The organism is Fusobacterium ulcerans ATCC 49185, from assembly GCF_900683735.1.
GTDB lineage: Bacteria > Fusobacteriota > Fusobacteriia > Fusobacteriales > Fusobacteriaceae > Fusobacterium_A > Fusobacterium_A ulcerans_A.
The window spans coordinates 2,362,498-2,388,608 of the sequence record NZ_LR215979.1 but is presented as its reverse complement, the minus strand read 5'-3'; the positions used below and the strand labels follow the sequence as shown (position 1 = coordinate 2,388,608).

Sequence of the window (26,111 nt, the reverse complement as noted above, 5' to 3'; positions counted from 1 at the left end):
TAATCAAAAAATATATTTGGGGTGATAAAATTGGATATTGTAAAATTGATAGTCATATTTACAGGAATAGTATTTTTTATCAAATTAAAAAAACCTTTGTATATATCCATATTAGTTGGAGCTGTAATAAGTATTATTCTTTACAGAATTCCTGTAATAACTTCCTTTCAACTTGCTTTTAAATCTTGTGCTAGTAGAGATACAATATCTTTGGTACTTGCTTTTTATACAATAACGTATGTACAGAGAATGATGGAGAAAAGGGGACATCTTTTATTAGCAGAAAAGTCTTTAGACAATATATTTAACAGCAGGAGAATAAATGCAATGATAGCACCATTTGTTATAGGATTGCTTCCATCTGCTGGAGCAGTACTTATAGCAGCACCAATAGTTCAAAATGCAAGTGGAGATTATCTGACAAGAGAAGAACAGACTTTTGTAACAAGTTACTATCGACATATATCAGAAGCTTTTCTTCCAACATATTCTTCAATACTTTTGGCTCTTGATTTATCAGGAGTGGATATGACAAAATTTGTTGTTGGGATGCTCCCTATGGTAGCAATTTTATTTATTCTAGGATATGTGTTTTATGTAAGAAAAATACCTAAATCTACTGGCATCAGCCAATCAAGAGATAAAAAAGACGACATAATAAATCTTATAATAAGTTTATGGCCAATAGCAGTAACTATAACTATAATACTGACACTAAAAATACCAGTATATATGGCAGTTATACCAGTGATAATAGTATCAGCAATTTTAAATAAATTTTCAATTGATGAACTTATTCCTATGATAAAAACAGCATTTGAAACAAAATTGATAGTAAGTACAGTAATGATAATGATATTTAAAGAACTTCTTACTTTCACAGGAGTGATAGGAAGATTACCTGAATATTTTGAAAAGCTTCCAATACATCCAACAATAATATTTTCTTTGATATTTGTAATAGGAACTTTAGTAGCAGGATCACAGGCAATAATAGCTCTGGCTTTGCCACTTGCTTTTGCAACTATACCTAATGGAGGACTTGCATTGATGATACTTCTTATGTGTATGACTTATATAGCAATGCAGGTATCTCCAACTCATATATGCCTTGCAATAGTAACAGAAGCATTTGATGTATCTTTTATAGAATTAGTTAAGAAAACCTTTCCTATATTTATTATATTTACAGCAATAACAGCAGTGTACAGCTATCTGTTATTCATGTTTACATAAATATTTTATAAAAAGTTTTGGTGGAAAACAAATATGTTATATTTAGAAAAAAGGAGGAATAAAAATGAGTTATGACTTTACAACACTTGTATCTAGAAAAAATACTGGGGCATCAAAGTGGGAACAAATGTACAGTTGGAATCCAAATGTAGCAGATGATGTGGTACCTTTATCAGTGGCAGACATGGAATTTAAACCAGCTCCTGAGATTGTTGAAGGATTAAAAAAACATTTAGATACTGCTATATTAGGATATACAAAAGCTTATCCAGATTTTCTTGATTCTGTTATATCATGGATGGACAGAAGGCATAATTATAAGGTGGAAAAAGAATGGATATTAAATACTCCTGGAGTAGTTAATGCTTTCTATGCAGCAGTTAATGCCTTCACAGAACCAGGAGAAGGGGTAATAATATTTAGACCTGTATACTATCCATTTTCTATGGCAATAGAAAAAAATGAAAGAAATATTGCAAATTGTCCACTAATAGAAAAAGATGGATACTATACAATAGACTTTGAAAAATTTGATGAAATTTCAAAAGATCCTAAAAATAAGCTTCTCATCTTTTGTAGTCCACATAATCCAGTAGGAAGAGTATGGACAAAAGAAGAACTAAAGAAAGTAGCTGAGATATCAGTAAAAAATGATTTAGTAGTTGTATCAGATGAAATATGGGCAGATCTTATTATGCCAGGATATGAACATTATATGCTGGGAAGACTGGGAGGAGAGATAGAAGAAAGGCTTATTACATGTACAGCTCCGTCTAAAACATTTAATCTTGCAGGTTTAGCAACATCTAGTATTATTATAAAAAATAAGGAAATAAGAGAAAAATATTCAGAAACACTTCAGAGAATGAGAAGCTCATCTGTAAATATATTGGGATTTAAAGCATGTGAAATTGCATATAACCAAGGAGAAAAATGGCTTGAAGAATTAATTACAGTATTGGATACTAACCAGAAGCTAGTAAAAGAATTCTTTGAGAAAAAGTTCCCTAAAATCAAGGCCAGATTAATAGAGGGAACATATCTTCAATGGTTGGATTTCAAAGCATTAGAAATAAGTGATGAAGAATTAGAAAGATTTATGCATATGGATGCTCAATTCTTTACTGATGAAGGATATATTTTTGGAGAAGAGGGAAGCGGATATGAGAGAATAAATCTAGCAGCTCCTACTTGGGTAATAGAAGCTGAACTTGAAAGACTTGGAAAAGCATTAGAAAAAATCTATAAATAAATATGTGGGAAATTATTTCATAGATATTATATGCTGAAATATAAAAATATTTAGGGATAAAAAAGTTCATATTTTTTAAGGGTTAGAAAGATATGAAATAATAGAAGGAAAAAGGCAGCTTATTAATAATTTTTCAATAAATTATTTGGAGGTATAAAAATGAGCAATTTGACTTCAACAAAAGAACTAAAAAGAACGCTTGGTTTTTGGGATTTGATGGGAGCATCTGTGGGACAGATAATAGGAGCTGGAATAATGTCTTTGACTGGAGTAGCAATAGGGATGACTGGAAGATCAGCACCTTTAGCATTTGTATTATCAGCAGTTATGGTACTTATTTCATGGTATCCTTTAACTCTTATCAATACTACTGCAAGATTTAGAGGGGGACAATATTCGATAATTGGTTCACTTCTTGGGGAAAAATATACTGGAGCTTATACAATAATATTTATTTTAACAAATATATCATTATCAATGTATTGTCTTTCATTTGCAGATTATGCATTGCCATTTCTGCCATTTGTACCAAGAAAGCTTTTAGCTATTGGGATTTTGATAATATTATATGGATTAAATTTTTTAGGAATAGATAAGTTTGCAAAGTTTCAAAATCTAATAGTTGTTTCTTTAGTAGTAGCACTCACAGCATTTACAGTTTATGGATTTGGAAAAATAGATCCTAATTATATGGATCCTGCAAGTTTTATGACAGGAGGATGGCTAGGGCTGCTTAGAGCTACTGCACAATTGACTTTTGCAACAGGTGGTGCACAGGTTATAGCTAATCTGTCAGGAGAGGCTAAAAATCCAACTAGGGACATTCCTAAGGTTATGATAACATCTACTTTGGCAGTTGCAGTACTCTATGGATTTATGGCAACAGTTGCAGCAGGAGTATTTCCAGTAGCACGTGTAGCTAATGAACCTCTTACTCATGTGGCAAAAGAGATACTTCCAAAACAATTATATGTATTCTTTATTGTAGGTGGGGCATGGGCAGCTCTTATTTCAACGCTGAATTCACAGCTTGCTTCTGCAACAAAACCATTGATGCAGGCAGCAAATGATGGATGGCTTCCAGCAAAACTTGCAACACTACATAGAAATTATAAAACACCAATGTATCTGTTGACAATATTCTTTTTTGTAGGATTATTACCAGTAGTTTTCAATTTAAATATAAGCATAATATCAAAAATAGTAACAACTGTACAAAGTGTTACAAATTCTATGATAGCTCTATGTCTATTAAGTGTAGCAAAAAAACTTCCTAGACAATGGGAGAATTCACCACTGCATATAAAAGAAGGAGCAGTAAAAGCTTTAGTAACAGCTGCTGTAATGATTTTTATACTGCAGGCTATACTCCTTGGAACAAGCTTATCACTGCCATTACTAATAGGAAATTTATGCGTTATAGTTTTTGCTTTTACTTATGCTCATATAAGATATAATAGTGGAAAAATAAAATGTCATGTAAGTTATGAAACTGAAGATACAGAAAAAGAGAAAGAATAAACAGAATAAAAATATAAGACAATTTAATAGGGAGTGATGCCATGATAGTAAGAGAAAACGAATTTCTGGAAAATTTTGTATATGATACAGCCTATGAAATGAGAAAAGATTATTTTAAAAACAAGGGAAATAAAATAGGAATATTAGCTTTTTTAAGATATTATGGCTGTACAATATGTCAGCTGGATATCATGGAATTTAACAAATTATATGAGAAATTTGAAGAGATGGGTGCAGATGTTAAGATAGTACTGCAGTCTGTACCAGAAGTGATAAAAGCAGCAGATAAAGAGGCAAAGCTGAAATTTGAGATAATATGTGATCCTGAACAGGAATTATACAAGAAATTTGAAATAAAAGCAGCAGAATCTTTAGATAAACTTAAAGCAGGAAATATAGTTGAAAAGGTAACTGAAGCTAAAAGTATGGGGCTTTCTCATGGAGAGTATGAAGGAAATGAACTTCAGCTTCCTGCAATGTTTATTGTAGATGGAAATAACAAGGTGATATATTCACATTATGCAAAAGATGGAGCTGATATCCCTAGAGCAAAAGAAGTATTGGATATAGTATATAAATATATAACTACAAATTAAAGAATAATTTCTTATGTCACAATACCTCAAAAAAACAGACCTGAAATTTTCAGGTCTGTTTTATATAAAACTATTTTTTCTTTTCTCTTTTTTCTTCTTCTCTTAATAAAATAGAAGTATATTCTTCAAGAATATTATCAAAAGTAACAAGATCATCAACAGAAAATTTTTCTAAAAGTGACTTATTAGTTTTAACTATATCTATATTATCATATCTCTTATGAGCAAGAACAAAAGATTTTGCTTTATCATAGGGATAAAGATAGAAGAATTTAGCATCATCTTTAGAATTTACTCTATAAATATATTCTTTTTTTAATAAACTTTTTATAGTCTGTGATATAGCACTTCTTGTTTTTCTCCATTTTTTTGAAAGTTCAGTAACAGTGATACCTTCATAATCAACTATATCTGTAAGTATATGAGCTTCTGTCATAGACAGTTCTTCACCAGTTCCATAATCTCTTTTTTCATTCATATAATTTGTATAAGCAATAACAAAATTATATAATATCTCTGATTTTTTATTTAGAGATTTAAATCTTTTATTTACTATTTCTTCACTTTCATCCATGCTGATCCATTTGTCAATGATTTCATCATAGTACAAGTTTTTATGATTTTCCAAACCTGAACCTCCAAATACTAATAATTTCTTACATATATTATATCATAGCATTATATATATTCAATTTCTATTTAAAAGATAAACAATTCTTTAAACAATCATATTTTTTAATAATAGATTATAAAATTTATACTTATATTTAAATATTTATAAATAAAAAACATTTAAAAGAAAAGATTTTTTATTTTATATAAAAATATTGTAACTGCTAAAAGATCAGCACTTCCACCTGGACTTATTCTTTCTTTAATATATATTTTTTCCATATTTTCAGCAGTTTGTCTTCCTAATTCACTATAAACTCCCCCAGCAGCAAAAAATTCCTCTGCTTCTCTTTTTACTCTGCGAAGCATATGAATATCATGTCTGTGGACAATAGTACTATCCATTACTTTTCCCATAAGAAAAATAAGAGTTTGAAGAGATGCAAGATTCATATCATTATTTTTTTTAATAGAATCTTCCAGAATATTAAGAGAGCCATTAAAAATTATATCAAGGCCCTCTCTTACTTCACCTCTTACTCCTGTAAAACCATAATTTTTATATAATTTTTCTCCATGAGTAAGTTCAGTTTTATTTTTTAGATTTTCAAAATCTTTTAAAATATCTTTACACATATATTTTATCATAGGCTGAATATCATTAAAAGAAGCTCCTTCATATAATACTCTTGAAGCTGTAACTACAGCTATTCCAAGAAGAAATATCATTCCTTTGTGAGTATTAATATTTTCAGTAACTTCAAACATGGATTTTTCAGTTTCAATTCCTATTTTTCTTGTTCTTAAAAAAGCTTTTTCAAGTGTGAGATAAGAATATGCAACTCTTGCCATTTTTTCAAAGCCTTCTTTAATAGCAAAAGAACTTTTTAAGAAAGTAAAGAAATCCATATCATCATGAGAACCTTGTGTAAGAGGAGAAACAAGTCCAAAAGATGGAGAGGTAGCAGCTTCAAATATCATAGCTTCAACAGCAATATCTCCAAGCTTTTTCACTATTTCTTCTCTTTTTATAACATAGTTATTGTATTGAATATATTTCTCCATAAGAATATTTTTTATCTCTTGATGAGAATGTTTCATAACTCTCCCGCATATGAAAGCCATGTCATTACAGATAAGACATTTTCTCTTTTCATATCCAAACTGGCTTCTGGAAAGTCCGTTTCCTTCTGTATCATAGACATCTATATCCACACATCTTCCTAAAATATGATTTTCTTCAAAATAGATAGTAGTTTCTTTTATATTTTCAGCTCTTTCATCTATGACAAAAAGGTATATTTTTCCTTCAAGATTTTCTAAAACTTCACTATATATTATTTTTTCTGCAAAACATTCTTCCACTTCTTTTGCAGCTATATCAGCTATTCTTACAGCTAAAGCTTCAAGTTTATTTTCACCTGGATAATTAGTCCTTACAGCAATGAGAGGAAGGGAATATTTACTAATAAGGGAATTTTGAAGTTCTACTCTCTGTTCCCTGAATTCTAAAAACTTATTTAAATCAAACATCAATATTAGTGAGGAGAGTTACTGTTTTTCAGTTTCTCTTCTATCTCCTTTCCTTCTGGACTGATTAAAAATTCGAAAGTTGTAGGAGGAACGAATTCTTTTAATTCCTCTATTTTGCCTTCTTTCAGCTTTTCTCTGACAATAGAAGCACTGATGGCTGTATGGTGAAGTTCCTTTCTAGGAACTAGAATAACTTTCATTCCATATTCAGGAAGTATTTCCATTAAAGCATCATTATATTTTTTAGTTACAGGACAATAAGGTTCCTCGCCTATATACCTTTTATTTATATTCAATTTTTCTCCAAACTGCTTTCCAGCTATAGTAGCATCTAATTTTGTATATTCCATAAGAGAATCATCTTCTTTACGAAGAAAATAATTAGGGAAAGTAGCAGAAGAAATTATATATTCAGTTCCAGGAATTACCTTTACATTTGAAAGATGAGCAGTTCCTTTTTTTACGAGGTCATATCTTGTTTTAAAAGGAAAAACAGATTTATCTTCCTGAACTACAAATATAAGGACTTCTTCATTTTCTGAAGCAGCCTTTTCTATAAGGAATTGATGGCCATAAGTAAATGGATTGCAATTCATCACAAGCATAGCTTTTTGAGTTTCAGCTTTTATATTGAAGTCTTTCTTTATTTTATTTATAGTTTTGTCAATACTGTTGATACCCATTTCCATAAGAATAACTTTATCAGTATGAGCTACTTCTTTGTAACCTATTCCAAAGAATATATCCAGATTGCTTGTTTTTGTAAATACCATACTATGAAGATAACCTTGGTCAAACATTTTATTAGTTACATTTGTAAGAATAGAACCAGAAATTCCTTCACCTTGATGATTTTTATCAATAGCAAAACATTTTATAATATTTTTTCCTTTTGAAGCAGTGGCTATAATCTTGTCGTTCTCTCTGATAACAACCGTATAATCAATATTTTCATCATATTTAAGATCAAAACCAGCTAAAAAATCCATAACTTCTTTTTTTTCAAAAGAATTGCTTAAATTGACTTTTTCTATATTCATAACTATTTATCTCCTGACATAATTTTTAAATTATTCTCCTTCAGATAATTTATCCTTTGTATTCAGAAGTCTTCCTGAGATATCTTCTAAGAATGTTGAGAATACATTTTTTGATTGAACAGCAACATCATCTCTTTCTACAACAAAAAGAGAATAAACCTTTTTATTGTTTTCCCATGCCCCTTTTTGAGAAGCATTTTTAAGTATAAGTTCAGAAGCATATTCAGTAAGATCAGGCAACACTGGAGAAGCTAACCCTTTTGAATATGAATCCATATTAAGCATGAAAGAATTAAAATGAACAGCTACTTCTTTTTTTATTTTTCCTTTCAGCAGATCTTTAGCATTTTTATTAGCTTTTGCTTGAGCAATAATAGCGCCACTTGTTTCTACTTCTGCTGATCCAAGGGCAAATAATTCCTGTTCAGGAGTTACTCTAGTTGCCATTTGCTCCTGTAATTCTAAAGGAACAGCATTTGATTTGTTAGGAAGAACATTAGATAATGCATTATCCAGACCACTACATCCAGTTGCTAAAATAATAAGAAATAAAAACAGTGTAAAATTGATTTTTTTCATGAAAAACCTCCTAGAGAAAAAATAATTTTAATTTTTTCAAAAAATTATTTTTGTAATTTTTAATTCTAAAATTTCCCTCTATCATTCATTTTTAAGTCGTTAGAAGATTATATATTACTATATATTTTATAATATATAGAAAGTAAAATCAAATATTTATTGAAATAATTCAAAAAATCTTATAAAATTAGTTATTAGAGAAAAGTAAACGAGGAGGAAGAAATGGGTTTTTTTTCTTTGAATAAAAAGAATTTTTCATTAAATAAAAGCAGAAAAAAATATGTGACTTTAACAGTAGAAAGCACAGAAGATCAAGTAGAACAGAAGGACACAAAGCATATAGATAATAAGTCAACAGGACTATGGGTAAAATGCCCTCAATGCCAAGAAATATTATATAAAGTTGACATAGAAGGAAATTTAAAAAAATGCAGTCACTGTGATTATTATTTTGAGATGACAGCAAGAGAAAGAATAGCTCTATTAATAGATGAAGGAACTTTTAAAGAGGAAGATTCAGAACTTGAATCAGTTAATCCTCTTAATTTTCCAGGCTATGAAGAAAAAAATAGAAAAGCTAGAAATGAATGTGATATGAGAGAAGGAGTTATCTCTGGAACAGGAGATATCAATGGAATAAAAGTGAGCATTGCAGCCATGGATTTTAAATTCATGGGTGGAAGTATGGGTTCTGTAGTTGGAGAAAAAATTACAAGAGCTATGGAAAGAGGACTTCAAGAGAGAATTCCTGTAATTGTTGTTGCTACATCTGGTGGAGCAAGAATGCATGAAGGAATATTATCTTTAATGCAGATGGCAAAAACATCTGCAGCAGCAGAAAAATTAAGAATGGCAGGAGTACCCTTTATAGCTGTTCCTGTAAACCCTACTACTGGGGGAGTAACAGCTTCTTTTGCTATGCTTGGAGATATAATAGTGAGTGAGCCTAAGGCTATGATTGGGTTTGCAGGAAAGAGAGTTATAGAACAGACTATTAAGCAAAAACTTCCTGATGAATTTCAAACAAGTGAATTTTTACAAAAAAGCGGAATGGTTGATGTAATAACTAAAAGGGAAGATATGAAAAATACATTACATACTATTCTAAGTAATTTAATATAAACTTAGGTAGGGGGGAAAAATGGAATTTGAATTTGAAAAAGAGATAATTGAAATTGAAAAAAAAATAGAGGAATTACAAAAATTCTCCGAAGAAAAAGGTATAGATTTATCTGGTGAGATAGAAAAATTTAAAGCAACTAGAAATGAAAAATTAAAAACAGTATATAAAAATCTAAGTTCATGGGACAAAGTCTTTGTAGCAAGACATCCAGGAAGACCTTATACATTAGACTATATTGAAAATATGACTACTGATTTTATAGAGCTTCATGGAGACAGACTATTTAAAGATGATTCTGCTATAGTTGGAGGATTTTGTAAAATTGATGGTAAAAAAGTTCTGATAGTTGGACATCAAAAAGGAAGAACAACTGATGAAAAGATTTATAGAAACTTTGGAATGGCTAATCCAGAAGGATATAGAAAGGCTTTAAGACTTTTTAAAATGGCTGAAAGATTTTCTATTCCTATTCTTACATTTATAGACACTCCTGGAGCATATCCTGGATTAGAAGCTGAGGAACATGGACAGGGAGAGGCTATTGCCAGAAATCTTATGGAAATGAGCGGGCTTAAAGTTCCAGTTATTTCTGTAGTTATTGGAGAAGGTGGAAGTGGAGGAGCTCTTGGACTTGGAGTTTCTGACAAAATATTCATGCTGGAAAATTCGGTATATTCAGTTATTTCACCTGAAGGATGTGCAGCAATATTATATAAAGATGCTTCAAGAGCTGAAGAAGCAGCAGAAAGTTTAAAAATATCTGCTCAAAGTTTATTCAGACTTGGAGTTATTGATGGTATTATAGAAGAACCTTTAGGAGGAGCTCACAGAGATCATAAATGTATAGCTCTTAACCTAAAAAATATCATTTTATCATCATTTTCTGAATTAGAAAAAATATCAGTGGAAGAACTAGTAGAAAATAGATATAATAAGTTTAGGAAGATGGGTTCTTTTATTGGGACTGAGATTTAAAGGAGATTGATATATAATGAAAAAAATAGCAATATTGACAAGTGGTGGAGATTCTCCAGGGATGAACGCTGCTATCAGATCTGCAGCTAAAATAGCAATGAGCAAGGGAATAAAAGTATATGGTATTCAAAGAGGGTATCTTGGAATGCTAAATGATGAAATTTTTCCTATGGATGATCGTTTTGTATCTGGAATAATAGACAGAGGAGGAACTCGTCTGTTAACAGCAAGATGTCTTGAATTTAAAGATCCTAAATTCAGAGCCATTGCAGCACACAATCTTAAAAAGAGAGAAATAGAAGGAATTGTAGTCATTGGAGGAGATGGGTCATACCGTGGAGCTGATGCACTTTCTAAAGAACATGGAATAAAAGTAGTAGGGATACCTGGTACAATAGATAATGACATCAAAGGAACAGATTTTACTCTTGGGTTTGATACATGTCTTAATACAATTCTTGATGCAATATCAAAAATCAGAGATACAGCTACATCTCATGAAAGAACTATCCTTGTAGAAGTAATGGGAAGACATGCAGGAGATTTGGCTCTTCAAGCTTGTATAGCTGGAGGGGGAGATGGAGTGCTTATTCCTGAAATGGATAATCCTATTGAGCTTCTGGCATTGCAGATAAAAGAAAGAAGAAAACATGGAAAACTTCATGATATAGTTTTAGTTGCTGAAGGTGTAGGAAAAGTACAAGAGATAGAAGAAGCTCTAAAAGAGAGAATAACTACAGAAGTAAGAAGTGTAGTACTTGGACATGTTCAAAGAGGTGGAACACCTTCTGGATTTGACAGAATGCTTGCTACAAGAATGGGAGCAAAGGCTATTGAAATTCTTGAAAATGATGAAGGTGGAGTAATGGTAGGACTTGAAAACAACAGACTTGTTACTCATCCAATTTCTTACGCATGGGATGGAGAAAGAAATTATTCTATAAGTGATGACTATGAATTGGCTTTAACTTTAGCAAAATAATCACATGGTATTGAAATTTTTTTCATATTATTATACAATATAGAGATAGGAGAAAAACTCTAATTACTAGGGAGGGAACTATGGACAGTGTATTAGAACTTGTAAGAAAAACTAGAAGAAAAAATAAAATTAAAAGAGAAATTGAAGATAACGACAGAAAAATAAGAGATAACAGAAAAAGAGTAGAGCTTCTTTTAAATCTTAAAGAATATCTTAAACCTGATATGAGTTATGAGGAGATAATGGATATTGTAGAAAATATGCAGTCTGACTATGAAGATAGAGTAGATGATTATATCATAAAAAATGCAGAACTAGGAAAAGAAAGAAGAGATATCAATAAAACTATAAAAGATTTAAAAAAATCTTTTAAAGAGGCTGTAACAAATAATTAATTTAAGGGAAAGCTGGATTACTCCAGCTTTTTTTGTAAGGAGAGGGATTTATGGCAACTAAAAGTTTGGAGAGATTAATTGATGAATTTAATAAACTTCCTGGAATAGGAAGAAAAAGTGCAACAAGATTAGCTTTCCATATTCTAGAAATGAGTGATGAACAAGTAGAAAAATTTTCAGAAGCTATGAAAGAGGTTAAAAAAACTATTAAAAAATGTCCTGTCTGTGGAGATTTTTGTGAAAATGATCTATGTAATATATGTGCAGATGAAACAAGAGATAAAGATATAGTATGTGTAGTAGAAGACAGCAGAGATATAATATCTTTTGAAAAAACTGGAAAGTTTAATGGAACTTATCATGTTCTGAATGGAAAAATAGCTCCATTGAATGGAATGACACCGGATAGACTTAATATAAAATCTCTTTTAGAGAGAGTGGCAGCAACAGATATAAGTGAGGTTATACTTGCACTTAATCCTGATTTAGAAGGAGAAACTACTTCACTTTATCTGACAAAACTTTTAAAACCTTTTGGTGTAAAAATAACTAAAATAGCAAGTGGTATTCCAATAGGAGGGAATATTGAATTTGCAGATACTGCTACTATTTCTAAAGCTTTAGATGGAAGGCATGAAGTATAGAGGAGGAAAAATGATAGAAACACCTAGAGGAAATAGAGTCCATATAGCAATATTTGGAAGAACTAATGCAGGAAAATCAAGTCTGATAAATTGTATAACAAATCAGAAGACATCACTTGTATCTGATGTAAAAGGAACTACTACAGATCCTGTATATAAAGCTATGGAGCTTTTACCAATAGGACCTGTAGTCTTTATAGATACAGCAGGAATAGATGATATAAGTGCTATTGGAAGCCTTAGGATTGAAAAGACTATGGAAGTATTGGATAAGATGGACACAGCTATTTTTGTAGTTTCAGCAGAAACTATATTAGAAGATGAAACTCTTTATTTTGAAAAAGAATGGATAAAAAAAATAAAAGATAAAAGAAAGCCTTTTATAGTTGTATTGAATAAAGTAGATATTGTTGAAGACAGAGAAGATTTTAAAAAAAAGACAGCAGAAGCAGAAAAAAAATTAGGAATAAAATTTATTCAAATTAGTACTGAGAGTGGTTTGAATGTTGATATATTGAAAAAGGAGATTGTGAAAAAAACTCCTAAATTTATTGAAGGTGAAATTCTTATAGGAGATAAGATAAAAGCAGGGGATAAAATTCTTCTGGTAGCTCCACAGGATATACAAGCTCCTAAGGGAAGGCTTATACTTCCACAGGTACAGATATTGAGAGATATATTAGATTTTGGTGGAATTCCTGTAATGACTACTCTTGATCAATTAGATGAAGCATTAAAAATATTTAATGGAAAGCCAGATCTGGTGATAACAGATTCACAGATATTTAAAATAGTTAATGAAAAATTAGATAGAAGTGTTCCTTTGACATCTTTCTCCATAATAATGGCAAGATCAAAAGGAGATTTGAAAACTCTTTATGCAGGAGCTAAAAAGATAAATAATTTAAAGTCAGGAGATAGAGTACTCATTGCTGAAGCTTGTACACATCACCAACTGAAAGGTGATATAGCAAGAGAGAAAATACCTATGCTTCTCAAGAAAAAAATACCAGGAATAATTATAGAAAACTGTTTAGGAAAGGATTTTCCAAAAGATTTAGAAAAGTATTCTCTAGTTATACACTGTGGTTCATGTATGCTTAATAGAGCTGAAACTATGAGCAGAATAGAAAGATGTTCTGAGATAACCAACTTTGGACTTATTATAGCAGAACTTACTGGTATATTAGATAGAGTAGTTGAAATATTTGAACTTAAGAGGTAAAAGGTGGCTAAAAAAATAATAACATGTCCACTTGAACTTACACAGGAGATACTAAAGAAAAAATGGACTTCAATGATATTGTGGAGATTGAGATTAGGTTCAATGAGGATAAGAGATTTTAAAAAAGATATAAAGGGATGTAATGAAAAAATGCTCATAGATCATCTAAATGAACTTTTGAAAACAGGACTGATAACAAAGATTGAACATGAGGATGTATATCCTAAGCATAGTGAATATCTATTGACTGAGATGGGGTGGGAACTTCTTCCAATATTGGAAAAAATGCAGAGCTTTGGAGCTAAATATTTGTTAGATGAAAATTCAGATAAAAAATAATACTTACAAAAAAGTGAGTTATTTACATTAAATAGATATACATTTATAATCTAATCAGGAAGATTAATGAGGAGGTTATAAATGAAGAAATTTATATTAATTTTAATGATTTTATTGGGGGTGAATTCCATGGGAATGACATTGGAAAGTAAAGGGATAAAAGATGGTAGTATTTCTGTAGAATATGGTAAGTATGGAGAAAAGTTTATAGATGGAATGCCAGCTCTTTCAATTCCTTTAAAATGGAAAGATGTGCCAAAAGGAACAAAATCTTTTGTGCTTGTAATGGAAGATTATGATGCAGTACCTGTTTCAGGATTTTCATGGATACACTGGGTAGCTTTAATTCCAGGAGATTATACAGAATTAAAAGAAAATGCCAGCAGAGATGATAAGAAAATATTGCAAGGAATAAACAGCTGGGTATCATCAATGGGGGGATTAGATAGAGAAAAAGCTTCATTCTATGGAGGGCCTGCACCACCAGATAAAGAGCACACATACATTTTCAGATTATATGCTTTAGATAAAGAGATAAAAATTGATGGAACTTTCTATCTAAATAAAGTGTACAGAGAAATGAAAGGTCATGTTCTTGAAAGTGCTGAATTAGAAGGAAATTATAATAATTAAAATCTTAAAAAATTAAGAAAGCAGTTATTCAGCTGCTTTCTTTTTTTGCCTTTTTTTAAAAAATATATTAGAATGTATAAGAGGAAAAGTACTTCATCTATTGAAATTACATAAAAAGGAGAGTTATTTTATGGAAAAAGTGTGTGTATTATCAGAAAAAAGGTTGAATAATTTTAAAGATCCAGACATTACTAATAAAATACAAAAACTATGGTATGAAACAAGTATGAAGTTCCCTGAAAAAGATGAAATTAATAAATATGCTGTCTATTCTGAATATGAAAGTGATTATAAAGGAGATTACACACTTTTTATAGGAGCTGATAATATAGATTCTCATAAAGAAATAATAATTGAGGAAGAGAATTATCAGGTTTTTTCTGTAGATATTTTGTCTACTGATGGAATTGTGAAGACATGGGAGAAAATATGGGAATTGGAGGAAAAAGGTCTTTTAAACAGAGCTTATACAGTAGACTATGAAAAATATTATCCAGATGGGAGAGTAGAAATTTTTATTGCTCTAAAATAATGTCTTTTCATTCTTAAAAAAATATGGTAAAATAAATTGACTGATAGGTCAATTGTGTGTTTGCATATAATTTTTTATTTTATACATATTTGGAAATACTGGAGGGATATATATGAAAAAATTAATAATAATAGGATTAATGGCAGTATCAGCTATAGCTAATGCAAGCTGGTGGGGAAGTATGAGTGGTGGAACAAGAGCAGCTATCATTGGAGGTTCAGCACTTATATTAAATAATAGTTATCAAAATAGCGAGATAAAACACCAGAGGGATTTGGATCAGCTAGATACAAATATAAGAAGAGATTATGAAAGACAAGCAGTGGCTCAGAATGCTCGTTATAAATATGGAAATTCTGGAGTTCCTGCTAGATTAAATACAGTTACAGCTAACAATTATAGTGGTGGATATAACAATAATTATAATGGAAATTATAACAATGGATACAATAATCAGCAAACTTCGCAAAGAAGTGGAAAAGTAGTTTATTCAGATGGAAGAACTCAAATAATAGAATTATCTGATGGTACAAGAATAACTATTAATCAATAAAAATAAATTTGACATTCTAAAAGAAATAGTGTATTCTCTTTTATAAGAAAATAAAAAATGGAGGTGAACAAAAATGATGAATAGATTTACTTGGTGGTGGCAAAACAGACTTCACAAATTTAATACTAGACAGGTGGATCAGGTTTTGTCATAGATGTTCATTTTAAATTATAGATACTTTTATTTATTTTTAGTATGTATTTAAGCCTGTTCCAAGTGAACAGGTTTTTTATTTTATATATAAAAATATTTGTTTAGTAAGCCTTGTCTGATTTTGACAGGGCTTTTTATTTTTAATATATTTCAGGGAGGAAAAAAATGAAAAAATTATTTATTTTACTTTTAGTTATTTTATGCACAGCATGTGGAACAGAAAAGCAGAAAAAAATAGAAATAGGAATTACTCAAATAGTTGAACATCCTTCATTAGATGATGTAAGAAAAGGGGTGATAGATGCTCTTAAAGAAAAAGGATATGATGAGAATAAAATAAATATTAATTATAAAAATGCACAGGGAGATTTTGGAACAGCACAAGTGATAGCTCAGGAATTTAATAATATCAGTGATGTGATAATTGCTGTATCTACACCAAGTGCTCAGGCAGCTGTAAACAATGTAAAAAATAAACCTGTATTTTTCTCTGCTGTAGTTAATCCAGAAAATGCTGGAATACTTAGAAAAAATGTAACAGGAGTAAGTGATAAGTCACCAGTTAAAAAACAGGTTGAACTTATAGAAAAACTTTTACCAGAGGCTAAAAATATAGGAATTGTATATAATACAAGTGAGCAGAACTCTTTTTATCTGACAGAGGAATTTACTAAAGTTGCAGAAGAAAAAGGTTATACAGTAAAGGTAAAAGGAATAAGTAATATCAGTGAAATGGCATCTGCATTAGATACACTTCTTCCAACAATAGATGTTCTTTATACTTCAATAGATAATACAGTTGCTTCTACTTATCCTCTTATTGTAGAGAAAAGCAATAAAGCAAATAAGCCAATAATAGGAGCAACAAAAAGTTTTGCAGATCAAGGAGCACTTGCAATAGATGGGATATCTGATTATCAGGTAGGGTATCAAACAGGAGAAATGGTAGCTAAATATTTAAATGGAGAAAAGATAGAAAACATTCCATATGAAGTTGTAGAGAAGTCAGAAATACACATAAATAAAGATGTTGCAGAAAAATTTGGCATAAAGGGAGAATAGTACGAACACATTTTGAAAAATAATATTTTTAAACCCTAGTAAAACAGGGGTTTTAGAAATATAATGTGGAACAAATAAGTATTTTAATTGTTATCTATAAGAATAATGGTTTTAGTGGTATTATAACCCTATGAAATAAAAGTTAGTTCACAGGGGGAATGTAAAGATGAAAAAAATAATTATGTTGTTAATGGGACTTTCAATGGTAGCTTTTGGAAAGGAACCAGCGAAAATAAAAGTAGGAATAACTCAAATAATAGAACATCAGGCTTTGGACTCAGCTAGAGAAGGATTTATCAAAGCACTTAAAGATGGTGGTTATGGTGATGCAAAAATAGATTATCAAAATGCACAGGGAGATTTTGGAACAGCTCAAATGATAGCAAATTCATTTGTTCAGGATAAAAAAGATATCATTCTGGCAATATCTACACCAAGTGCTCAGGCTGCATATAATGCAACTAAAAAAATTCCTATTCTTATAACAGCAGTAACAGATACTGAAAGTGCAGGATTAGTTGGAGAGAATATCACAGGAACAAGTGATGCAGCTCCAATATATAAACAGCTTGAAATAATAACAAAACTTTTACCAAAGGCTAAAAAAGTAGGAATTATCTATAATACAAGTGAACAAAATTCACAAGTGCAAGTAGCACAGGCAAAAGTAGAAGCAGCAAAATTAGGTTTAGAAATTGTAGAAACAGGAATTACAACAATAAATGATATGGCTATTGGATTAGATTCTCTTCTTCCAAAAGTAGATGTACTTTATACACCAACAGATAACTTAGTAGTTGCATCAACTCCGCTTCTGTTAGAAAAAGCTAATAAAGCAGGTAAACCAGTTATAGGAAGTATTGAAGATCAAGTTATACAGGGAGCTTTAGTTACTGAAACAATAGATTATGAAAAATTGGGATACCAAACAGGAGAAGTTGCTGTAAGAGTTTTAAAAGGAACTGCACCAAATACTATTCCTATAGAAACTTTAAAAGATACTCAATTAATAATAAATAAAAAAGCAGCAGAAAAATATAATGTAGATCTTTCATCAAAAGCTTTAGAAGGAGCTAAGCAATATTAATACTTCAATGATGAAGGATAGAAAAGGAGATAGAGATGTTATTAGGAACATTAGAACAAAGTTTTATTTTTGCAGTAATGGTATTAGGAGTTTATATATCATATAAGATACTGGACTTTCCAGATATGACAGTGGATGGGAGTTTTCCCTTAGGAGCAGCAGTGGCAGCAGCTTCTATAGTAAAAGGAGTTAATCCTGTACTGGCACTTATTCTGGCTATGGCAGCAGGAGCAGCAGCAGGATTTATTACAGGAATGATCCATGTAAAGCTAAAAGTTACAAATCTTCTGGCTGGTATTATTGTTATGACAGGTCTTTACAGCATAAATTTAAGAATAATGGGAAAATCTAATATACCTCTATTTTCAGTAAAACATCTGTTTAATGGAAATGTTTCAGCTATCATTGTAGTAGCTGTTATCCTTCTTATAGTAAAATTAGGAATAGATTTTCTTCTTAAAACAAAATTTGGTTTTGCACTTAAAGCTCTTGGGGATAATGAAAGCCTTATAATTTCATTGGGATTAAATGAAAAAACATTGAAAATATATGGACTTATGCTTGCAAATAGTCTTGTAGCTCTTTCAGGAGCAATACTTGCACAGTATCAAGGATTTGCTGATGTAGGAATGGGAACAGGAACAATCATCACAGGTCTGGCATCTATAATAATTGGGGATGCACTCTTTGGAAAAAAGAAAGTAATAAAAATATCAATGATGGTAATACTTGGAACTATAATATATAGAACTATAATAGCGCTGTCTTTAAAAGTAGGAATGAATGCAAGTGATTTGAAACTTATAACTTCAGCACTTGTAGTGATAATAATTTTCTTGAAAGAAAAAAAACATTTGTTAAAAGGAGGGGTTGTAAATGCTTAATATAAATAATGTGAAAAAAAGTTTCCAGACTGAACTAGGAAGTATAAAAAGAGTATTTAAAGGTCTGGACCTCCATGTAGAAAAAGGAGATTTTATCTCTATAATAGGGAGTAATGGAGCAGGAAAATCTACTCTTTTAGATACTATAACTGGAAATATTGTTCCTGATAGCGGAACTATTGATATAGATGGAAGAGATATAACAAGTCTTCCAAGATACAAAAGAGGAAGCTTTATATCAAAAGTATATCAAAATCCAGCAATGGGAACAGCTCCTTCAATGACAGTATTTGAAAATCTTTCAATGGCAGATAACAAGGGAAAAAGATTTGGGTTTACATTGGGGTTAAATAAAAAGAGAAAAGAGTACTATAGATCACTGTTAAAAGAACTTGATTTAGGGATAGAAGATCAAATGGATACAGAGGTTGGATCTTTATCTGGAGGGCAAAGACAATGTCTTGCACTGATAATGGCTACTTTAAATAAACCTCAGGTTCTTTTATTGGATGAACATACAGCAGCTCTTGATCCAAAAACTTCTAAAATAATAATGGAAAAGACAAGAGAGATAGTAGAAAAAAATAATATATCTACACTTATGATAACTCATAATCTTCAGGATGCAATAAATTATGGAAATAGGCTTATTATGCTTCATGAAGGAGAGATATTGATAGATGTAAGAGGAGATGAGAAGAAAAATCTTACTTCTGAAAAACTATTGAGAATATTTAATAAAAAAGAAGCTGGATTAAAAGATAGTGAGCTTTTTTCAGCATAAATTAAAGAATTCCATATAAAAGGAGAATGACCAAAAGGTTTAGAATAAGTTTTAGAAATTTGAAAATGAGTAAAATTCTAAGATTGTATTTCTGTCTATAGGTCTTTCTCCTATTTTGAGTTGTGGAAAATTAATTTTATCTGGTTTTCATATTTCTGCCTTTGTGGTATAATATTTAAAGATATTCTAAAAAGGGGAGCAAAGGAAGATGAAGAAAATCAGGGTGACAGTACCAGAAGATATCTGGCGTCTTATGAAAAATGATATTGAAGAATTTGGAATAAATAATAATAAACTTTGCAACTATATCCTTGAAAGATTTAAATATAATAGAAAAATGGATGTTGAAAAACTTTTGGAAACACAAGGAAGGCCATTAAAGAAAATAATTCAATTTGACTTGAATGTTTCTAATAGAGAAATATATTATGATGTATTAAAAGCTAATGAAGTAGATATAGAAGCTGAGTATTTTAGAGATCTTTTTGAATTATATACTTCTAAATTCAAATATCAAAGAGAAATATTTATATTTGAAGACAGAGTTAAAATGATATTGGAAGGTATAAAAGAAAAAAAGAAAATAAAGATAAAATATCTAAAAAGAGTATTTAATGTAGAACCTTATTTTATAAAAAGAGAGGAAAGAGGAGATGAGAATTTCCTTTTCTGTTATGATGAGGAGAAAAAGAATTATGCTAACTTCAAATTAAAAGAGTTAGAAATAATTTCCATATTAGATGAAAAAATAAAAGGTAAGGACAAAAAATATATAGAGAATGTCCGTAAAAATTTTGATCCATTTTTAGGTAATGGAAATATAGTAAAAGTGAGATTGACAGAAGAGGGAGATAGCCTATTAAAAAGTTTTACAAACTATCGTCCTAAACTTATAAAAAAAGAGGGGGATATATATTTCTTTGAAGTGGCAAATGAAAATGCCAAACTATATTTCAGACAATTCTCAAAAGAGGCTGAAATACTGGAGCCAAAAAGCTTGAGAGAAGAAATAAAAAATGAATATTTGGAAGTTTTAGAATTATACAAATAAAAAAAGTTTTTTATATAATTACAAAATATTGAAAAAATATTAATTTGTCTGTATGGATCAGCTTGAGAACTATAAGATTCGTTCTTAATCTGATCTTTTTTATTTAGAATAGTTTAAAAAATACATATTTTAACAATCAAACCTTTTCTATTGACAAATTTTTCTTTTTTGGTATAATATATTATATAAAATGTGGATAAAAGGATTTTGTTTCATTGGGAGGGGTAGTTATGTTACCATTAGCTTTTGCTGAACCTAATAAAGAATTAATCATAAAAGATATAAAAGGAGCAGGATGCTGTAAAGGAAGACTGCTTGAAAAAGGTTTCTGTATAGGAAATAAGATCTGTGTTTTAAGAGATGGCAGTGATTCTATTATTGTAAAAATTAATAATTGTAAATATGCTCTTAACTTTGGACTAGCTAATAAAATATTGGTAGAAACTAAATAGAAATATAAGCATGCAGCCTATATAGGCTGCTATTCTTTAGAAAAAATACTTTGATATACAAAAGATTTCTATTTTTAATTATTATATATGGAGGCAGATTATGAAATTATGTGATTTAAAAAATGGGGAGAAAGCAAAGATTGTAAAAATTGGAAAGATTGGAGAATTAAAAAAGAGATTAGTTGATATGGGGATAACAGCAGGTGAAATAATAAAATTAGAAAGAAATGCTCCATTAGGTGATCCACAAGAATATATAATAAAGTCTACAGGTATTGCCATAAGAAAAGAAGATGCTAAAAATATAGAAGTTGAAAAGATAGAGGGGTAGATAGAAGATGATAAAGCTAGCTTTTACAGGAAATCCGAATGTAGGAAAATCAGCACTTATCAATGCAATAGCAGGGTCAAAACTTAAAGTAGGAAACTGGCCTGGAGTAACAGTAGAAAAGAAAGAAGCAATATTTAACTATAAGGGAGAAGAGATAAAACTTGTTGACCTTCCAGGAGTTTATAGTTTAAGTCCATATACTTTGGAAGAAAAAATAACAAGAGATTTTATTCTTGATGAAGATCCTGATGTAGTTATTAATGTAATTGATTCTACTAACCTTGAAAGAAATCTTTATTTAACTTATCTTTTAAAAGAATTAGAAAAACCAACTATTATGGCTCTAAACTTTTTTGATGAGTTTACTAAGCTAAACTATAAATTGAATATGAAAGAGTTTCAGCAATTGATAGAATTGAAAGCTATTTCAGTTTCAGCTCTGAAAGGAACTGGTATTGAAGAGTTATTGGATTCAATAATAGAATTGGCAGCTAAAAAAGAAAAAATTAAAAAATATTCGCTTCCATTTGATGATACAATAACAAGAATAATAAGAGATATAGAAAAGAAAATTAATTCAGATGAAAAATTTAAAAATATCCTTAAAGAATATCCAAGTGAATATCTTACTATAAAACTTATGGAAAGAGACAGCCACTTGATAGAAAAGCTTAAAAATAAATATGGTGTTGATTTAAAAGGTGCTTTTGAAGAAGAAATAACTAAAATGGAAGAAAAATATGATAATGACAGTGAAACTATTTTAGCAGAAGGAAGATATGGAGCAGTAAATGGTATTTTGGCTCGTACTTTCACTACTTCTATAAAATCAAGACTTGATTTTACTGATAAGGTAGATAAAATATTGTTAAATAAAGTTTTTGGACTTCCATTATTTTTATTAATAATGGCAGGAGTAATGGGATTTGTATTTAATGGTAGTGCTCCATTTATAGACTGGGTAGATGGATTTATTAATGGATATATAGGAAAATATGTAAGAATCCTTGTAGAAGGAACACCAGACTGGTTAAATTCACTGATAGTAGATGGAATAATAGGAGGAGTAGGAGGAGTTTTAGTATTTGTTCCTGTTATGGTTTTTCTTTATTTCTTCCTTGCAATATTGGAAGAGAGTGGATATATGTCAAGGGTAGCTTTCCTAATGGATAAAATAATGAGAAAACTTGGATTGAATGGAAAAGCATTTGTTCCAATGGTAGTAGGATTTGGATGTTCTGTACCAGCTATATACGCAACAAGAACATTGGAGGATGAAAGTTCAAGAAAAATGACAGCAGCAATGGCTCCGTTTATGTCATGTGGAGCAAGACTTCCAGTATATGGATTGTTTACAGCAGCTTTCTTTGGAGCTAAAGCAGGAATAATAGTGATGTCTTTATATGTTTTAGGGATAGTTATAGCTATTCTAGTAGGACTTGCTCTTAAGAACGTAAAAGGATTTAAAACTGATAATAAAGCTTTATTAATAGAACTTCCTCCATACAGAGTTCCAAGTTTAAAAGTTATTTTAAGCTCAACTTGGATGAGAGTATCTGAATATTTAAAAAGAGCAACAACTATAATTATGGGTATTTTAATAATTTTATGGACACTTACTTATTTTCCAGGGAAAGGAGATGCAAGTGTATCATATATAGCTAAATTTGGACATGCATTTGCTCCAATAATGAGACCTACAGGATTTGGAGATAGATGGGAAACTGTAGCAGCTATCCCACCTAGTATTGCAGCTAAAGAAATAGTAGTAGGATTTATGGCACAAGTACTTCCATTAGAGGATGCTGGTGAAGGTGATGAGGAAGAAGAAACAACAACATTTGCAGAAGACACTATTGAACAAGTAAAAGGTTTAGGGATAGCAGTGAAAGATTCAGTAGTAGGTATGCTTAGTTTTGATTTAGAAGGACTTTTTGTAACTCCTGATGAAGAAGAAATAGAAGAAGAAGGAAGAGGAATTGTGCAGGCTACAGCAAACTTATGGCCAAATGATAATTTAGCTCCATTGAGAGCATATTCATTTATGGCATTTATACTTCTTGTGGTGCCATGTGTAGCAACTCTGGCAGCAATTAAACAAGAGTTTGGATGGAAATATTTAGGTTTTGTAGTGTCAATAATGCTTGTAGTACCATATGTTGTTTCAGTATTAATATTCCAAATAGGAAGTTTGTTCTTCTAATTTAATTCTTTTGGGAAAGATTTATTTTCTGAAAAAAGGAGATGAAAATAAATGAAAACAGTGATATTAATAATAATAGTAGCAGTAATAGCTTTTTATTCATTAAGAAGTGTATATAGAATGCTCAAAGGTGAAGAGAGTAGCTGTGGATGTGGTGGTGGATGCAAGGGCTGTGGAGGAAAATGCAGTGACCATGCTCATGAACATAAATAAATTGTGAATACAGATAGACTTGAATGAAATTTTTTGTTCAGGTCTATTTTTTATTCAAAATTTTTAAGACGAAATAAAGATAATTAATAAAAGGAAAATAATATTTTTACTTGAAAAATCATGTGAGAATGCTATAATAACTCATTGTATAAATAACAACAAAGGAGAATTAATATGGATAACTTAACATTTGGAGCGATAGGGGCTGTTATTGTTATAGGGCTGCTGACAGTTTTTAAATTTTCTGGAAAAAGAGAAAGAGAAGACAATAAAGATGAGATAAGAATTTATTACAGGTATGCTGGAGATATAGAATGGATCAAGTGTGAAATAGAAAGGTATAGATTTGGGTCATTAAAATATCTATTCAGTTGTAAAAATAAAGAAGAGTCAGATTTTCAAATTGTAATAACCAATACAGAAACTGATATCAGTGCAGATTTTTATGCAACAGAATTTAATTATTCTAAAAAGCAGTCTTTAGAATATATTGTTAAAGATTTAAAGCTGACAGATGAAAAATATGATGAACTTATGGAAAATTTGAAGGATACTTATATAGAAGATAACCATGATGGAAAAGCAATTGAAAAAATCAAGAAAAATACAGCAGAAGAGGCAAAAGAAATAATTTGATAATTATATTGACTTTTAGCTCAACATAAAGTATATTAAACTTGCAAATAAATCAATATTAAGAGGGAGATGATAGGAGAGAAATGAAAAAGAAACAGGTATCACTTTATTATGCACTGCTGCCAGTTATATTTCTGGTAGTAACACTTTATTACGCTGTTCAAGTGGCTAAACTTGATGTGCATATTCCAATTTTTATTTCAGCAATTTTTGCAGCATTGATAGCAAAAATATCTGGATGTGCAACTTGGAATGAATTGGAAGATGGTGTAGTAGACACCATAAAGATGTCTATGAGAGCTATACTGATTTTAATAATAATAGGAATGGTAATAGGAAGCTGGATACTATCAGGAGTAGTTCCAACGATGATATATTATGGATTGAAAATAATAGAACCTTCAGTATTTTTACCAGTGACTGTAATAATATGTTCTGTAGTATCTATATCTACAGGAAGTTCTTGGAGTACAGCTTCAACAGTAGGAATAGCATTAGTAGGTATAGGTGAGGGATTAGGACTTCCTAGACCTATAATAGCAGGGGCTATTATTTCAGGAGCATATTTCGGAGATAAACTTTCACCTATGTCTGATACAACAACATTAGCACCAGCAATGGCAGGATCTAATTTATTTGAACATATAAAGCATATGCTCTATACAACAGTACCATCATATGTCTTAACTCTGATTGGGTTTGTAGTAATTGGATTAAGGAAGACATCTGGTGGAGAAGTAGATACAGCTCAGATAAATGAAATTTTAAATGCCCTTACAGGATCGTTTAAAATAAATCCCTTTCTTTTGTTAATACCAGTTTTCGTTATAGGAATGGTTATAATGAAAGTTCCAGCTATTCCTGGACTCTTTGTAGGGTCTTTAATAGGAGCTGCTACAGCAATATTTGTACAGGGTTCTAGCTTGAAAGAAGCACTTTATTCACTCCATTATGGATATGTAGGTCATACTGGAATGCCAATGGTAGATGAACTTCTCACAAGGGGAGGACTAGATTCAATGATGTGGACAGTATCTCTTATACTTTGTGCCATGACATTTGGTGGGATAATGGAAAAATCTGGAATGCTTGGAAGAATTGCACAGGAGATACTTAAGTTTGCCAATACAAATGGAAAATTAGTTCTTTCAACTATACTGACACCTATATTTGTTAATCTAGTAGCAGGAGATCAATATCTTTCAATAGTTATACCTGGAAGAATGTTCAAAGAAAGCTATGAGGAGAGAGGATTGGCTGCAAAAAACCTTTCCAGAGCTTTAGAGGACTCTGGAACGATGACATCTCCCCTTGTCCCTTGGAACACATGTGGGGCCTTCATGATGGGAGCATTAGGAGTGGGGCCATGGGTATATGTACCATACTGTTTCTTTAATCTTATCTCTCCTGTTTTATCTGTAATATATGGATTTACAGGATTTACAATTGAGAAAATAAAAAAAGAAGATAAATAATAAATGAAAA

29 protein-coding genes are annotated in these 26,111 nt (G+C 30.5%); 25 read left to right on the top strand and 4 right to left on the bottom strand.

Annotation, left to right across the window (positions count from 1 at the left end):
• Positions 1–21: 21 nt before the first annotated feature.
• The 4 genes from E0E45_RS10705 to E0E45_RS10690 all read left to right on the top strand — a co-directional run bounded on the left by E0E45_RS10705 (position 22) and on the right by E0E45_RS10690 (position 4,605).
• Positions 22–1,236, top strand: coding sequence for a DUF401 family protein (locus E0E45_RS10705; protein WP_232044105.1), 1,215 nt, complete (start codon positions 22–24; stop codon positions 1,234–1,236).
• A 64-nt stretch (positions 1,237–1,300) separates the two neighbouring features.
• Positions 1,301–2,488, top strand: a complete 1,188-nt coding sequence (locus E0E45_RS10700) for a MalY/PatB family protein (protein ID WP_130891151.1) — start codon at positions 1,301–1,303, stop codon at positions 2,486–2,488.
• 159 nt (positions 2,489–2,647) lie between these two features.
• A complete protein-coding gene (locus tag E0E45_RS10695; protein ID WP_130891150.1) occupies positions 2,648–4,009 on the top strand; it encodes an APC family permease in 1,362 nt (453 codons plus the stop codon).
• Positions 4,010–4,050: 41 nt separating this feature from the next.
• Positions 4,051–4,605, top strand: coding sequence for a redoxin domain-containing protein (locus E0E45_RS10690; RefSeq protein WP_130891149.1), 555 nt, complete (start codon positions 4,051–4,053; stop codon positions 4,603–4,605).
• A 70-nt stretch (positions 4,606–4,675) separates the two neighbouring features.
• On the opposite strand, the gene E0E45_RS10685 is transcribed toward E0E45_RS10690, so the two are convergent.
• From E0E45_RS10685 to E0E45_RS10670, 4 genes are all read right to left on the bottom strand, one after another.
• On the bottom strand, positions 4,676–5,233 hold the full coding sequence (locus E0E45_RS10685) for a MarR family winged helix-turn-helix transcriptional regulator (protein ID WP_130891148.1): 558 nt from the start codon (positions 5,231–5,233) through the stop codon (positions 4,676–4,678).
• Between the two features lie 164 nt (positions 5,234–5,397).
• Entirely contained in the window at positions 5,398–6,750 is a 1,353-nt protein-coding gene (gene citX / locus E0E45_RS10680; RefSeq protein ID WP_130891147.1) for a citrate lyase holo-[acyl-carrier protein] synthase, read from the bottom strand.
• A gap of 5 nt (positions 6,751–6,755) precedes the next feature.
• Positions 6,756–7,790 carry a [citrate (pro-3S)-lyase] ligase gene (gene citC / locus E0E45_RS10675; RefSeq protein ID WP_130891146.1) on the bottom strand — a complete coding sequence of 345 codons (1,035 nt, stop codon included), beginning with the start codon at positions 7,788–7,790 and terminating at the stop codon, positions 6,756–6,758.
• A 30-nt stretch (positions 7,791–7,820) separates the two neighbouring features.
• A complete protein-coding gene (locus E0E45_RS10670; RefSeq protein WP_130891145.1) occupies positions 7,821–8,369 on the bottom strand; it encodes a hypothetical protein in 549 nt (182 codons plus the stop codon).
• Between the two features lie 222 nt (positions 8,370–8,591).
• Here E0E45_RS10670 and accD point away from each other — a divergent pair, with 222 nt between their 5' ends.
• The 21 genes from accD to nhaC all read left to right on the top strand — a co-directional run bounded on the left by accD (position 8,592) and on the right by nhaC (position 26,101).
• Entirely contained in the window at positions 8,592–9,491 is a 900-nt protein-coding gene (gene accD, locus E0E45_RS10665; protein WP_130891144.1) for an acetyl-CoA carboxylase, carboxyltransferase subunit beta, read from the top strand.
• A gap of 19 nt (positions 9,492–9,510) precedes the next feature.
• A complete protein-coding gene (locus tag E0E45_RS10660) occupies positions 9,511–10,467 on the top strand; it encodes an acetyl-CoA carboxylase carboxyltransferase subunit alpha (RefSeq protein WP_130891143.1) in 957 nt (318 codons plus the stop codon).
• Between the two features lie 13 nt (positions 10,468–10,480).
• Positions 10,481–11,449, top strand: a complete 969-nt coding sequence (pfkA, locus tag E0E45_RS10655) for a 6-phosphofructokinase (RefSeq protein ID WP_172604234.1) — start codon at positions 10,481–10,483, stop codon at positions 11,447–11,449.
• A gap of 80 nt (positions 11,450–11,529) precedes the next feature.
• Positions 11,530–11,844 (top strand): DUF496 family protein, encoded by a 315-nt coding sequence (locus E0E45_RS10650; protein WP_005947237.1) that lies wholly within the window; start codon positions 11,530–11,532, stop codon positions 11,842–11,844.
• 50 nt (positions 11,845–11,894) lie between these two features.
• Positions 11,895–12,488 (top strand): recombination mediator RecR, encoded by a 594-nt coding sequence (recR, locus tag E0E45_RS10645; RefSeq protein WP_130891141.1) that lies wholly within the window; start codon positions 11,895–11,897, stop codon positions 12,486–12,488.
• A 10-nt stretch (positions 12,489–12,498) separates the two neighbouring features.
• On the top strand, positions 12,499–13,713 hold the full coding sequence (gene hydF / locus E0E45_RS10640; RefSeq protein WP_130891140.1) for a [FeFe] hydrogenase H-cluster maturation GTPase HydF: 1,215 nt from the start codon (positions 12,499–12,501) through the stop codon (positions 13,711–13,713).
• 3 nt (positions 13,714–13,716) lie between these two features.
• Positions 13,717–14,052 (top strand): winged helix-turn-helix transcriptional regulator, encoded by a 336-nt coding sequence (locus E0E45_RS10635; RefSeq protein ID WP_130891139.1) that lies wholly within the window; start codon positions 13,717–13,719, stop codon positions 14,050–14,052.
• Between the two features lie 81 nt (positions 14,053–14,133).
• Positions 14,134–14,685 carry a YbhB/YbcL family Raf kinase inhibitor-like protein gene (locus tag E0E45_RS10630; protein ID WP_130891138.1) on the top strand — a complete coding sequence of 184 codons (552 nt, stop codon included), beginning with the start codon at positions 14,134–14,136 and terminating at the stop codon, positions 14,683–14,685.
• Positions 14,686–14,815: 130 nt separating this feature from the next.
• On the top strand, positions 14,816–15,217 hold the full coding sequence (locus E0E45_RS10625) for a GyrI-like domain-containing protein (RefSeq protein ID WP_130891137.1): 402 nt from the start codon (positions 14,816–14,818) through the stop codon (positions 15,215–15,217).
• Positions 15,218–15,329: 112 nt separating this feature from the next.
• Positions 15,330–15,770, top strand: coding sequence for a hypothetical protein (locus tag E0E45_RS10620; RefSeq protein WP_130891136.1), 441 nt, complete (start codon positions 15,330–15,332; stop codon positions 15,768–15,770).
• A 318-nt stretch (positions 15,771–16,088) separates the two neighbouring features.
• Positions 16,089–16,985 carry an ABC transporter substrate-binding protein gene (locus E0E45_RS10615; RefSeq protein WP_130891135.1) on the top strand — a complete coding sequence of 299 codons (897 nt, stop codon included), beginning with the start codon at positions 16,089–16,091 and terminating at the stop codon, positions 16,983–16,985.
• A 166-nt stretch (positions 16,986–17,151) separates the two neighbouring features.
• Entirely contained in the window at positions 17,152–18,072 is a 921-nt protein-coding gene (locus E0E45_RS10610; RefSeq protein WP_130891134.1) for an ABC transporter substrate-binding protein, read from the top strand.
• Positions 18,073–18,107: 35 nt separating this feature from the next.
• Complete coding sequence (locus E0E45_RS10605) at positions 18,108–18,956, top strand: ABC transporter permease (protein WP_130891133.1); 849 nt, start codon at positions 18,108–18,110, stop codon at positions 18,954–18,956.
• Entirely contained in the window at positions 18,949–19,740 is a 792-nt protein-coding gene (locus tag E0E45_RS10600; protein WP_130891132.1) for an ABC transporter ATP-binding protein, read from the top strand. The genes E0E45_RS10605 and E0E45_RS10600 overlap by 8 nt, the downstream gene beginning before the upstream one ends.
• Positions 19,741–19,948: 208 nt before the next feature.
• A complete protein-coding gene (locus E0E45_RS10595) occupies positions 19,949–20,791 on the top strand; it encodes a WYL domain-containing protein (protein ID WP_005981140.1) in 843 nt (280 codons plus the stop codon).
• A 230-nt stretch (positions 20,792–21,021) separates the two neighbouring features.
• The gene (locus tag E0E45_RS10590) at positions 21,022–21,243 is read left to right on the top strand and encodes a FeoA family protein (protein ID WP_130891131.1); all 222 of its coding nucleotides are present in this window, start codon (positions 21,022–21,024) and stop codon (positions 21,241–21,243) included.
• 100 nt (positions 21,244–21,343) lie between these two features.
• Positions 21,344–21,574 carry a FeoA family protein gene (locus E0E45_RS10585; RefSeq protein WP_005981144.1) on the top strand — a complete coding sequence of 77 codons (231 nt, stop codon included), beginning with the start codon at positions 21,344–21,346 and terminating at the stop codon, positions 21,572–21,574.
• A gap of 7 nt (positions 21,575–21,581) precedes the next feature.
• A complete protein-coding gene (feoB, locus tag E0E45_RS10580) occupies positions 21,582–23,777 on the top strand; it encodes a ferrous iron transport protein B (RefSeq protein WP_130891130.1) in 2,196 nt (731 codons plus the stop codon).
• A gap of 51 nt (positions 23,778–23,828) precedes the next feature.
• Positions 23,829–23,990: a FeoB-associated Cys-rich membrane protein gene (locus E0E45_RS10575; protein WP_130891129.1), complete on the top strand. Its 162-nt coding sequence runs from the start codon at positions 23,829–23,831 to the stop codon at positions 23,988–23,990.
• Positions 23,991–24,164: 174 nt separating this feature from the next.
• The gene (locus tag E0E45_RS10570; RefSeq protein ID WP_130891128.1) at positions 24,165–24,626 is read left to right on the top strand and encodes a hypothetical protein; all 462 of its coding nucleotides are present in this window, start codon (positions 24,165–24,167) and stop codon (positions 24,624–24,626) included.
• 83 nt (positions 24,627–24,709) lie between these two features.
• Positions 24,710–26,101 carry a Na+/H+ antiporter NhaC gene (gene nhaC, locus E0E45_RS10565; RefSeq protein ID WP_130891127.1) on the top strand — a complete coding sequence of 464 codons (1,392 nt, stop codon included), beginning with the start codon at positions 24,710–24,712 and terminating at the stop codon, positions 26,099–26,101.
• Positions 26,102–26,111: the final 10 nt, after the last annotated feature.